This is a genomic window from Lactobacillus apis (assembly GCF_002837055.1).
Taxonomy (GTDB): Bacteria; Bacillota; Bacilli; order Lactobacillales; family Lactobacillaceae; genus Lactobacillus; species Lactobacillus apis.
The window spans coordinates 1-12,615 of record NZ_PDKP01000002.1 but is presented as its reverse complement, the minus strand read 5'-3'; the positions used below and the strand labels follow the sequence as shown (position 1 = coordinate 12,615).

The following is a 12,615-nucleotide window of genomic DNA, read 5'->3' as shown; positions in this document are numbered from 1 at the left end:
GTCTATACCTCATGCATCATTTGTTTTTCTAGAACAAGCCGATGAAGATTATTAACTTTAACTTCACTGCTATAATGCGAAGTTAAAATAATACACTTATTCCTATTTGTAATCTCATCATTTAGTCGCTGATATAATTTATTACGACTTTCTTCATCCAAGCCATTAGTTATTTCATCCATCAGATAGTAATCAGCATCACTTGTAAAGTACATTGCTACAATTAACTTTTGTTTCATCCCTAAGGAGTATTTCTTAATTGGAACCTTAGCAAACTCATTAACACCCAAAAAGGCCATCTCTCGATCAAGGTCTGCATTCGAGTGCCATAGCTTTTTAACAAAATTAAGATAATCCAAGCTGTTGAGGTTATCATTAAACCAATCATTACTTTCAAAGAAAAAGAAGTTTTGCTTTTTCTTCGCATATGGCTCTCCATCTAGCAAAATGGTTCCTGCCGAAATTGGAATTAAATTTGTGATTGCACGAAGAAAGCTTGTTTTTCCTGAACCATTTTCCGCAGCAATTTGATAAAATTCTCCTGGCTTAAACTGATAAGTAAAGTCATATAAAATTGGTTGGCGTGTTTTAATTGATAGATTGTTAATTGTTAGCATATGTGGTCTCCTTAAATACAAACAAAATTTCAAACTAATAATTTAAGTTTAACAAAACTACTCATAAAACCTGTTTGATTTAAATATTTTTTAATGAATTAACTTTATAGTTAAAATTTTGCCAAAAAAATAGGATGTAAAATATCTTATCTTTTAAGCACTAGCTTAATAGCGGAGTGCAGCTCTCTTTTAATTGCTAACCGCTATTACTATTTTGCACTATGACACTTGAAAAGGAGCCATACCCTACTTTAAACTGCATAATCTCTTCTAAATAAAGCAAATATTTTAAAGCTAATATTAAAAACAGGCATTAAACTAATAATAATGCCATTTTTAGCTATTAGAAATACTATTTTAGTTCCTATTTATAAATAAGTTCTAGGAGATATAACGCTATTCAAATATTTTAAACAAAGTGGCAATTTAGTTTGGTAATTGCATTAACAGTCGTTAATGCTGGTTCTACAACCCTGGCGGAAATTGCTAGTGCCAATGCTTTAACTCAAATAACTTAAGCTACATGCACAGCAATTTTTAATCTGGATTATAACTATGGCCTTAGCCTATGTAATGCGTGCCATTTTTGGTTACTTGCTTAATGTTAATCAACTCAAAAAGTAGATTAAAGCAAGTAATAAGTGCGTGTGGTCTTGATGAAACAATCGAACATTTGCCTGATGGGTTAAACACTTTATTAACCAACTATGGAGCGAACTTGTCTGGTGGCCAAAAGCAAAAAATTACAGATGCCTGGGCACTTTTGCGGGACACACTAGTTTACTTATTTAATTAAGCATTTTCTACTCAAAAAGAAAAAAGCAACTTTAAATCATAAAACCTATAAATTTTATGATTTAAAGTTCTTTATCGTCTAAAATAATAAGTATCGTAAAGTTCTAATATATTTAAAAAGGTAAATATCCATGTCAAATAAAAAAATATTAGCTACGGCTTCAATGTCGTTTCTATTAGGCCTAAGTACTATTTCCTTGCCTCAAGCCACACAACCTGTTGAAGCAAGTACATCACCAAGAATTCAATTAAGACATAATGCTTATGTGTATTCTGCAAAAGGGAAAAGAAAAAGCAAGTCTTCACTAAAAAGAGGAACTTATTTCCAAACTCTTGGTCAAAAATCCATCAGAGGTAAGAAATATTATAAAATTGGTAAAGGGAAATATATTAAGTTTAACAATGCAGTAGTACCACCCGATGAAACTATAGATAAAGGCCCAGTTTTATTTTCAGTTTATTTGAAACCAGGAATAACTCTTTATTCTAGACCAAACGGAGAATCATCACGGGAAACACTTATTGGTAAACAAAAGGTATATGAAATATATAAGGATGCTAATGGACTAGAATGGTATCGCCTACCATATAAAAACTGGGCCAAAGCCACTGATACTCAAAAGTCAAAGCCAAAAGAAGATGAAGAGATTCCAACTTCTGACAATTGGGACGACCCAGAAGACAATACAAGCACTGTGGTTCAAAAAGAAAAGCAAAACTCTATTCTAACGGGAACTGCACTAGACAGAAATACTATAGAAGAAACAGGCAGAATTTTTGAACGCCTTGTTAATGAATGGCGTATGCAACAAGGCGTTCAAACACGTGTAGTCTACACTACTCAGAATTCCGACTTTAATTTTGATTATGAAGCATCTAGAGCCGCTGAAGTTGCTCAGCACTATGATAAGTATCATCAGTCCGACAAGCACGCTGGTTCAAAGACTCCTGGAGAGTTACTTTGCTTAGTTTCCTATGGCAGCCCTCAGAAGATGGCACAACAAGCATTTGACCAGTTTATAAATAATGATGCTAGTGCAAACTATGCTCACCGGAATCATTTAAAAGATCCTATGCTAAAGTATTTTGGAATCGGCTTAGCAATGACCCACTCCAATGGTTACTATGTAAATGGAGTGACATTTGTTGTAAGTGCTGATTGCTAATTTTTAACTTAAAACAAAATCCAAAAAGAGCCGATATGACGGTTCTTTTTTGTTCATAATGCAAATCATGAACTTCAATCTGCACAACGTCTTTAACCATAAGAAATGGAAAGGTGTTTACCAACAGCTGCACCAGTTTTAGCCAACATTTTAAGTTTGGTACCCACAACTGCTGTTTCTAATTGACAATCATACTAATCAGCAAATCCTTTTAATTCAGAATCATTTTTAGTCAATTCTTCAGTTTTTATCTTTATCGCTTCCTAAAAATTCTGTCCTATTATTTTGTTTGCTTTTTTTCTCAAATCACATTGACCAAATTAACTTTTCAGTCAAAAAATTGGTAAATAAAAAGATAGGACATAAAGTATCCTATCTTTTTACAGCGTACTCTCTCAATACCGGTTTAAATTGCAAGGTGGAATTATACAGCGAAAAATTAAAAATTATTTTGAGGCGAAGGAGGAGAGATTTTCCATAAATCAGCTCAAAACTAGTTCTCCATTCGAGGTAGCAATTTGAGTACATAAATTTTTGAAACATCATGATTATCATGGCGGTATTGAAAGTTATAAGAAAAATGTATGTGTAGCAATCTACTAACAAAGCCGTTTGCGTTCAATTGCTACGTATAGTATATCAGCAAAATAAAAAGTATGCACGGATATATCTAGAAAAGAATACACGTTTCTTTTTCTGTCGACTTATATTAGTACGCTCTTAAAATCTGTTAACTAAAAATCAATTCTCACTTTACCTATTAGGTCCCGTATTAACATAACTAATATCTAGGATATAGTCCGATTAGTAGTGCTGGAATATCCTTGTATTCAAGTTGACCCATCCATTTTTTCAATTCTTTAACGGAGGTTTTAGCAATTGCTCGCTCTTCCGGATCTTTTACTTGGTCTGCTAGTTTAGCTACCTTTTTGAATTGCTTCTTAGCTGATTTCATTTGCATAATATCGCAATAATCCATCACCTTTAGCTCGGCCTTAATTAACTTTTTAAGGCTCTTTTTTTGAGCATTAACATTATATAAGTCACTAACAATGTTAACCCAGCCTTTTGCTTGACCAGTCTGATCAACAACATGAACCTGTACGCCATTTCGTAATGAACTAACCTGATTCACCTTAAAGGGGACCTGATCATTAACCAACTTCTCTACTTCTGCTTTGGGTAGGTGCGCTGCTTGATGTGCTTTTAGGGAAATAGTGGCATCCTGATTTAATCTAAAAACATAAGCTGCTTTAGCTAATCGGATTGACGCCTTTTCATCAGTCTTTGCCTCTTGTTTACTCTCCTCGCTGGTCGATGCGTCAACAACTGATGTTGCGATTGTACCAGTTGCAACTGAAAACAGTGCGATGGCTGCAGAAATTGTAAGTAGCTTTATGCCCTTCTTCATTGGTTAATTATCCTCACTAGTTCTAAAAATATCATTTACTATTGTAACATTGAGAATTCTAATATTTAACCTTTTTCTGTTATGTAACAAGGAAGAAATTAGTTTCTTTCGGTAAGTGCTAGAGACAATTTACTGATTATTTAGCTCAGCCTGCTTCAAAGCAACACGTTCTGAAATCTTGATAAATGGAATATAGAACAAGGTACAGACCACTAAAATAACGATTTGAACTAGCACTACTTTCCAGTCTCCACCACTGGCCAGCAAACCACTTAAAATTGGTGGTGTAGTCCAAGGAACTAAGTATGCCAAAGGTTTTACAAAACCAATTGCAGTTGCAAAGTAGCCGATTAACGAGCCAATAACAGGACTCAAAACAAATGGAATAATCATTGGAATGTTAAAGACAATTGGGAAACCAAAGATAATTGGTTCATTGATTTCAAAAATTCCTGGGATAACTGCTAATTTAACTACATCCTTATATGGTTTATAGTGTGAAACTAGCAAAACGGCAATAATTAGGGCGATTGTTAAACCTGTTCCACCCATTTGTGAATAAACCGTTACAAAGTCTGTGTTAATAATGTGTGTAGCTTGTTTGCCCGCTTGAACAGCAGCCATATTTTCATTCATATTAACCAAGTTCAACGGATCAAGTAAGGAGCCATTAATTACAGTTTGGTGAATTCCTAATGTATATAAGAAATTACCGGTTGAGTAGATTAGCAGGAAGCCTGGCAGTGACGTATTAACTGAACGCAATGGCTCTTGAATTAACCGTGAAATAAGTGATACCAAGTCAGCATTGAAGTATGCCAATACTGCTGCAAATACACCAAATAATCCCAGCGTTAATAAGGATGGTAGTAAAACAGAAAAACTCTGACCTACGGCAGGTGGAACTTGATCCCCCAAGTTAATCTTTAAAGCTTTAACTTTTGAAAGTCGTAAGTATATTTCAGTTGCCAATAAGCCGATAATAATGCCTGCAAACATCCCCGTTGTACCAACTTGAGAATATAGCACTGCTCCTGTAACTTCTACTGCCTTTTTTGCTCCATCTGGAGTCACACTAACGTGGATAGCCAACATGATAAAAACTGCGGAAAGAGCAATTGCCGCTGCTGAAATTGGACTATCGTAAGACTTATTTTTTGCCAAATAGTATGCAATCATTGGCGCAATTAGGATACTTGCAACGTTTAGCGTTCCGTTGGTTAAAGATGTTCCAAATACTTGAAACTTTGCTAACATGTCGCCCTTGAGCACCCAAGTAAATAATACGTTGTTAAAAAATACTGCTACTCCAGCTAAGATAAACATCGGCATCAGTGTGGCAAAGGCATCCCGCAAAGAACGCAAATGAACTTGATTTCCAATTTTTACAGATATGTCCGTAAACTTATCCAAAAACCGTTGCAGTTTTGGATGAGCTTGTGTATTACTAACGTCATTCATATTTAACACCTCACATGTTTAAGATAAGTCTTGTCCGTTAGACTTAATTACTTTTTGGAGCCAATAATAGCTTTTCTTAGGTACGCGCTTCATATCACGCAAGTCATGATTCGTTCGGTTAACATACACCACGCCATAGCGTTTCTCCATATCACCTTGCGAACTCAAAATATCAATTAGTCCCCAGCCAAGGTAGCCGATAACTTCCACGCCATCTTCTTCAATCGCTGCTTTCATTGCTTTAATATGATTGCGGTGATATTCAATTCTGTAGTCATCGTTAATAGGATGTTCTCCATCCCACTTCTCACGCACACCAATCCCATTTTCAATTGGAAATACAGGTAAGTGGTAGCGTAGATAGATCTTGTTTAAAACATCACGGAAACCTAAGGGATCAATTTGCCAACCCCACTCAGTCGTTTTGAGATAAGGATTGTCCTTTTTGCCATAATCCTGGTAGAGATTTGGTGCTGTGCCAGCAGGTATCTTACTTGCATCAATCGTACTGGAAGCATAGTAACTAAAACTCAGGAAATCACTCTTAAGGTGCGAAATTTCTGCTATTTCTTTGTCATTAACATCAAGTTCTAACTTATTCTGTTTAACAAAATTAATTACTGCATCTGAGTACTTACCATAGCTAAACGCATCTAGTAAATCAAAGTTCAGGAATTCGTCTATTTGATGCGCCGCAAAGACATCATCAGGATTTGCAGTTGCACCATAAACTTGGTTGTAAGCTAACATCCCACCAATTTTTGCATCTGTTTGATCATGTAAATAATTAGCAACCGCCGCATGACAGTACATAACATTATGAGCAATTTGGTAGATATCGGTTAAAGTCTTATCACCTTTTAAATAACCAGCAATTTGAAATACACCAGAAGTGTGATACAAGTTTTGTTCATTAAAAGTAATCCAGTACTTAACTCGATCTGCAAAGTGATCGATCACAATCTTGCTATAGCGAATAAAGTCTTCACACACTTTTTTACTAATAAAACCGTTGTAATCTTCTGCTAAGTGTAAAGGCATATCAAAATGATAAAGACATATCATTGGTTCAATATTACGTGCTAGTAGACCGTCTACCAGCTTGTCATAATATTTAAGTCCTTCCTCATTAACTTCACCGTCGCCATCCTTGATGACACGTGACCAAGAAATCTGGAACCGATACATATTCATTCCAAGATCTTTCATGTAATCAAAGTCTTCATCAAAGTGATGGTAGTTATCATTTGCAAAGTGCCAGTCACTAATATGCGGGCCGGACTTACGAACATCATAAACAGATAAACTCTTACCGCCTTCGTTCCACCCGCCTTCTGTTTGCATACTTGAACTGGAATTGCCCCAGAAAAATTTTGTCATTATCATAACTTCTTTCTATTTATTAAAAGCGCTTTCAAAAATAATAATATTTCATCTTGCTTTTTAAGTAAATGATTGGCAAGCTGTAAGTAAAGTAAATAGTTTACTTATAGTTGGAGGTGCATGATGATCACAAGACCTAAATACATAAAAATTGCTAACAAAATTGAAGAAGATATTCTAATGCATAAATATCAAAAAGAGCTACCTCATATCGACCAGCTAGCAACAGATTATGCAACTAGTAAAGTTACAATTGTAAAAGCCATTCGCTTTCTGAGCTATCAAAACGTTGTCAAACCGATTCGTGGCCACGGAACCCTGATTTTGACAGAAAAAGAAGTTGAAATTGCCAAAAAGGATAATGCTAATGAACACGTCGGCTTTACCGAACGAATCAAGAACACGGCTCTATTAACCAATCACATTGTGTCATTTGACCTCCGCGAACCAACTGATAAAGAAGTTGCCCTTTTAAAAATTAGTCGCAGCGATTTAGTATATGACATTATTAGGCAACGCTTGTTAAGCGATTTTCCGGTACGTCTTGAATATACAGTGATGCCTGTAAAGGTTATTCCAGGTATTACTGAAGAAGTTCTTAGGAAGTCAGTTTATGGATATATTGAAAATACGCTTCACTTAAAAGTTGGTAAGGCCAATAGAATTCTTCGTGCTGATAAGCCTGATGCTTATGATCAGCTATATTTAAAGTGCAGCAAAACTGATCCGGTTTTTGAAGTTGAACAAGTTTGTTATTTGACTAATGGTATCCCCTTTGAGTACTCCCAAACGCGAAATCGTTATGACCACGGTGAACTAACTCTAAACCAAGTATAAAGCCTTGATCCCTTTAATTAGTGATACAAAAAAGGAGCTCAAAGGAGCTCCTTTTTACTTTATTATTTTAATTGTCTTTTATCTTACGATTTTGATTAGTTATTCAAAAGCAGTTTCGCTTATGAACTGGCCATTTCCAATTGAAAAGTAAGCTAATCCGTTAATTGCAACAACATCTCCGAAAGTTCTAACCGTTTCACCACTCTTAAATACTTGCTTGCCCGCTTTGTTACCATATTTGTCATAAACACTAGTTTTTGAAGACACAGTTCGCATAGTACCATCAATATTATCACTAACTACATATTGATTTTTACCAATTCTGGTAAATTGATAGCCATTAACTGTTCTAGTTTCTCCCTTAGTTACACGTGAACCTGCTTCCAAAATAACCTTACTAATCTGCTGACCCTCATTATTATAAATAAGTGCATCATGATTCAAAACGGCATTTGAAGTTAGACCGTCCACAAGACTAACATAACCACTTTCTTCGTTTGAACCAAAGTTAATCGTCTTGATATAGTAACCATCATCTACTAGATAGTACTTCTTATCATAAATCAAAACAGGACTTCCATATGTGGAAATCTCAGTCCCTTTTTTCAAAGTTCTATTCCCACTACGCTTACCATCTTCATCATATAAAAAAGATCTCTTTTTCAGAGTCCGCTTTAGCGGATTAAAGTTCTCAGCTGCAATATAGAGATTATTATCAGTTAAATAAAACTCACGGTTTTTAATCATCTCTGAACCAAAAGTATTAATGATAGAGCCTCTCTTTGCAACCAGTAAGTTAGCACGCTTACCTTCTTTGTTATAGAAATATGCACTATGCTTTAGTTTCTTTTCAATGAGTTTTGAATTTCTCATACTATTTGATTCAGGTAAAGTGAAATTATCTGGCGATGAACCATTCAAACTAAAGGCTCTACTTTCTGATCCATTTTTACTGATACGGCTCTTCCTTGAAATCTTGGATTTAGAGTTTTCTTTTCCAGTAAATTTCGAGCTGGCTGCAGTTGTGCTAAGTTCGTCTATGCTATTTTGTGAAGTGCTTATAATTTTCAAAATATCAGATTGGGATTTAACTGTTTCAATATTAGCACTTCCAGTTTGTACTATTCTATCTACTTTTTCCTTGAATGCTTGTTTATCACTATCACTCAAATCAGATATGTACTTAAGATGATTAAAGACCTTTTCACCATGGTCTTTAATCATTCGCTTGGCTTGAACTTTACTTTCTTGAAATTCAATTTCAGCTACAGCTCTATCAATTTGTGAAGTACCTTTTTCTAATGATCTGTTAGCTTCATAAGTACTTATTGCTTGATTAACCTTTTCGATAGATTCATCAACTTCATGATCATCTAGAGTCACATCTATTCTCTCGACAGCTGCTATACCAGCTAAACCATCATTCTTTGCTCTATTTATGTCCTCAGCAAAATAAGATCGATTAATATTCTCTTTTATCGCTATCACAACTGCGCTAACTGCCTGTTTTATCTTTACTTCGTCAACTTCACCCTCATTATTCGTTAAATTATTAGCACTTATATAATCAGTCGAAGAAGCGGCCTCTTCAATTTCTTTAATTGCCTCAGACTTTTGCACACTAATAGACTTGCCTGGAATGTGTTGGTTATCAATCATACTAATACTAGTTGCGACTTGAGTGCTCAACAAATTTGTATTCTCAGCCTGGTCAATTGCCTCCTCAGACATTTTTAGTCTTTGCTCGACATTAGCAACCTGCGAAATTCGATCTCTATCGTATAAAGTAACATCATTTGTGATAATGTCTTTAACTGTTTCGGCTTCTTTTACCAACAAAGTTTTAGCTGAAGTTTTTTGCGAAGCTAAGTCGTTTCCAGTTAAGTGCTGAGCATGAAGAATGTTTACACTTTGTATATACAAATCTTCAATTATTTGTGCACTTTCTACTAAAGCTATTTTATTTATTGCCTCTTGTTTTTGCTGCTGAACGGCCTTAATTTGAGATTCTTTTATTTCAAAATCGATATTTGAATCATTTTTAACCTCATTTTCAATGATTTCGGCTTCTGCAGTAATTAAGGCTATTGCATATTGCTTTTGCTCACTTAAAGAAAAAGGATTAGGTTGGTACTTAGATTCGACAAGTACAGCACCTTTTTCAAATGAGGTTTTTATGCTCTGAGCATTTGTAGCTTTGCTAATGTTTCTTACAACTTCGTTTTCAGCCAGAGTTATAGCTGCAAATTGTAAAGACTTCGCTCTATCATTTAAGGTGAGATCTTTATCAATAAGGTCTGAAATGTTGCCTACCTTATCACTGATTTTTTCCTCAGCTAGATTACGCTGTTTATCCAAATTATCGCTACTTGGCTGATACTCATTGCTGATAGTTAATATAGCAGCTGACACTGCATCAATTATACCTTGGGCAGTATTCGTACCATCAATTTCGTCTTTTGCATCAACTACACTTGAATCTACTCTGGCTCTTTGAGCAGTTTTTTCAAGATCAACTAGTGTCACATCAGCAGTAATTCTAGTTTTTATATCCTTAGCTACTTGAACAATTTTGGCTTTAGCCAATTTCTTTTGTTCGACTATAGCACTACCAGACTGGTAGTCACTACGCACATGGTTAATTCCAGTTGTTTGCGCATCAATAACTCTTTGGGCATCTTTTGCTTCTTCAATACTATCTTTTGCTAGTTTAACACTTTGGTCAACCTTATTCTTCTGATCAAATTTCTCGTCGTTACTTAGAGTTTGATCACTAGTTATTTCGCCTTTAACCTCAACACCAGCTTGATGTACTTTTTCTTTAGCGTTTTGTTTTTGATCCAATAGAGAGAGAGTACTTGTCGAATACTCACTTTTAATTGTTTCTACCCCGTCATTTTGAGCATCAAGAACGCCTTGAGCATTGGTTGCTAAATTAATATCATTTTTTGCGTTTAGCGCATCTGCATCAACCCTGTTCTTTTGATCAGATTTTTCAAAATTCTTAAGGGTCTCATCTTCGTCAATCACACTTTTGACTTCAACTTTAACTTGATCAATAAAATCCATTGCATTTTGTTTTTGATCAGTTAAAGCAATGATGTTAGTCTGATGAGCATCTATAATACGCTTAATGCCCTTTTCTCGTTCATTAACAACTTTTTGTGCATCTTCGGCAGCGTCAATATTATTCCGAGATTCGACAACATCTTTATCTACATCTTGCCTTTGAGCAAATTTTTGCTCATCTGTTAGGGTCACATCTTTATCAATGTCGTCTTTGATTTTAATAGCAATTCGATTAATTAAATCTTTTGCATTTGGTTTTTGATCTGTCAAAGAAAATGCATTAGACTGATGAGTTTCTTTAAGTTGCTTAAGTCCTTTCTCGTTTTCTTCAAATATGCTCTGAGCGCTCGTTCCACTTTCAATGCAGGACTTTGTTTCAACAGCAACTTTATCTACTTTGCGTTTCTGTGCAGTTTTTTCTGTACTTGTTAAGGAATCATCTATATTAATATTGTTTTTAACAGAAACAGCAACTTCATCAATTTTATCTTTCGCATTCTGTTTTTGAATATCCAAATCAACATTCATTTGATGCTGTTTTTTCAGATTAGCTCGATTTTTGTCAACTGAGTACCTAAGCTCGTCCGCATTCTTAGCCAGCTCAATAGCTGATATTGCACTGTCTTCTGCCTTCTTGGTATTGTCCTTCTGTCTATTTTTTTCAGCGTCAACAAGCGTATTATCATTTGAAATACTCCACTCAACATCTGAGGCAGTCTTGTTAATTTGTCGTTTTGCTGTCTGTTTCTGCGTATATAAGTCGATTCCCGTATGATATTGACTGTTTATACTTGTTTCTCCAGTTGTAACAGCTACTTCAATTTCATCTGCACTAGTTGCTATTTCAATTTCGTTCCTAGCTTCAACTACAGAACTGTCAATATCTTCTTTCTGAATATCTCGTTCATCTGTACTTAAACTATTGTCATTTTCAACAGCTTTATAAACTTTTGCGACAATACCATCAATCAAACGAAGTGCATTAGCTTTTTGCGAATATAAATCTATACCAGTTTTATGTTGTTTTTTTATATCACTCTGACCATCAGTCAATGCAATGTCAATTTCATCTGCATTCGCTGCGGTCTCTATGGTGCTCTTAGCATTTGCTATAGCACTATTTAACCCTTGTACTTGAACCCCCTTTTCAGCTTCAGTTATTGAGCGATCCATTTCAATAGAATAAAAAACGCTTTTAGCCGTTTTAGACAACTGCTCATTTGCCACCTGTTTTTGAGTAACTATGTTAACACCGTATTCATGTTGCTTTCTTATGTCACTATTACCATCTTCAAGGGTCTTGATGATTTCATCAACATCTTGTTTACTGTCAATCGACGCTTTTATTTTTGCAGCAACTACATTAACATCTCTATTTTGTTTATTTTTATCAGCTATAGTTAAAGTTACGTCATTTGCAATTTCATTACTAACTTCATAAACAAATTGATTTATGCGTTTATGTGCTATTCTCTTTTTTCCTTTAAGGTCAACCACTACTTGATTGCGATTATTAGTATAATTTGAATTAGTCTTCATGCCCTCGCCAATTTCATTAGTATTCACTCTTACTTTAGTTACATTCTCTTCATTCCCGGCACTAGCCGTACTACCGATCGGATTTAGTTTATTATTGTCCGTCATCGTTCTTATCCCCAACATTTTCAACTTTACTTATATAAACTAAATCGTATCATTTTTGGGTTAAATTATAAAGACGTTTTTGCATTATTTTTATATTGATGTAGCTTTATGTTTGGTATCTATTTTTAAAAACACTTTTTACTAAAAGCATCAAACTCTACTTATTGTGGTCTTAGTGCTTTACTAGGTGCTGTACTGCATAGTTTTTAATTTGCTCCCTTGCTTTTAAATC

8 protein-coding genes are annotated in these 12,615 nt (G+C 34.9%); 3 read left to right on the top strand and 5 right to left on the bottom strand.

Annotated features, from left to right (window positions below):
• Positions 1 to 2: 2 nt before the first annotated feature.
• Complete coding sequence (locus CRG87_RS03860; RefSeq protein ID WP_074426315.1) at positions 3 to 617, bottom strand: ABC transporter ATP-binding protein; 615 nt, start codon at positions 615 to 617, stop codon at positions 3 to 5.
• A gap of 601 nt (positions 618 to 1,218) precedes the next feature.
• On the opposite strand from CRG87_RS03860, the gene CRG87_RS03855 reads away from it, so the two are divergent.
• Positions 1,219 to 1,413: a P-loop NTPase family protein gene (locus CRG87_RS03855; protein ID WP_101138673.1), complete on the top strand. Its 195-nt coding sequence runs from the start codon at positions 1,219 to 1,221 to the stop codon at positions 1,411 to 1,413.
• Positions 1,414 to 1,576: 163 nt separating this feature from the next.
• Positions 1,577 to 2,578: an SLAP domain-containing protein gene (locus CRG87_RS03850; protein ID WP_165775961.1), complete on the top strand. Its 1,002-nt coding sequence runs from the start codon at positions 1,577 to 1,579 to the stop codon at positions 2,576 to 2,578.
• A 781-nt stretch (positions 2,579 to 3,359) separates the two neighbouring features.
• On the opposite strand, the gene CRG87_RS03845 is transcribed toward CRG87_RS03850, so the two are convergent.
• From CRG87_RS03845 to CRG87_RS03835, 3 genes are all read right to left on the bottom strand, one after another.
• The gene (locus CRG87_RS03845; RefSeq protein ID WP_074426318.1) at positions 3,360 to 3,989 is read right to left on the bottom strand and encodes a hypothetical protein; all 630 of its coding nucleotides are present in this window, start codon (positions 3,987 to 3,989) and stop codon (positions 3,360 to 3,362) included.
• 129 nt (positions 3,990 to 4,118) lie between these two features.
• Positions 4,119 to 5,450: a PTS sugar transporter subunit IIC gene (locus CRG87_RS03840; RefSeq protein ID WP_074426319.1), complete on the bottom strand. Its 1,332-nt coding sequence runs from the start codon at positions 5,448 to 5,450 to the stop codon at positions 4,119 to 4,121.
• A gap of 18 nt (positions 5,451 to 5,468) precedes the next feature.
• Entirely contained in the window at positions 5,469 to 6,830 is a 1,362-nt protein-coding gene (locus CRG87_RS03835) for a glycoside hydrolase family 1 protein (protein WP_074426320.1), read from the bottom strand.
• Between the two features lie 123 nt (positions 6,831 to 6,953).
• Between CRG87_RS03835 and CRG87_RS03830 the strand changes: the two genes are divergently transcribed.
• Positions 6,954 to 7,670 (top strand): GntR family transcriptional regulator, encoded by a 717-nt coding sequence (locus tag CRG87_RS03830; protein ID WP_228150051.1) that lies wholly within the window; start codon positions 6,954 to 6,956, stop codon positions 7,668 to 7,670.
• Between the two features lie 99 nt (positions 7,671 to 7,769).
• Here the strand turns inward: CRG87_RS03830 and CRG87_RS03825 are convergent, their stop codons facing one another.
• Complete coding sequence (locus CRG87_RS03825; RefSeq protein ID WP_074426322.1) at positions 7,770 to 12,383, bottom strand: SLAP domain-containing protein; 4,614 nt, start codon at positions 12,381 to 12,383, stop codon at positions 7,770 to 7,772.
• Positions 12,384 to 12,615: the final 232 nt, after the last annotated feature.

Excerpts from the sequence above, each read along its gene's own strand:
- CRG87_RS03830 (WP_228150051.1), top strand. The coding sequence starts at position 6,954 with ATGATGATCACAAGACCTAAATACATAAAAATTGCTAACAAAATTGAA.
- CRG87_RS03840 (WP_074426319.1), bottom strand. The coding sequence starts at position 5,450 with ATGAATGACGTTAGTAATACACAAGCTCATCCAAAACTGCAACGGTTT.
- CRG87_RS03835 (WP_074426320.1), bottom strand. The coding sequence starts at position 6,830 with ATGACAAAATTTTTCTGGGGCAATTCCAGTTCAAGTATGCAAACAGAA.
- CRG87_RS03850 (WP_165775961.1), top strand. The coding sequence starts at position 1,577 with ATGTCGTTTCTATTAGGCCTAAGTACTATTTCCTTGCCTCAAGCCACA.
- CRG87_RS03845 (WP_074426318.1), bottom strand. The coding sequence starts at position 3,989 with ATGAAGAAGGGCATAAAGCTACTTACAATTTCTGCAGCCATCGCACTG.
- CRG87_RS03860 (WP_074426315.1), bottom strand. The coding sequence starts at position 617 with ATGCTAACAATTAACAATCTATCAATTAAAACACGCCAACCAATTTTA.
- CRG87_RS03855 (WP_101138673.1), top strand. The coding sequence starts at position 1,219 with ATGTTAATCAACTCAAAAAGTAGATTAAAGCAAGTAATAAGTGCGTGT.
- CRG87_RS03825 (WP_074426322.1), bottom strand. The coding sequence starts at position 12,383 with ATGACGGACAATAATAAACTAAATCCGATCGGTAGTACGGCTAGTGCC.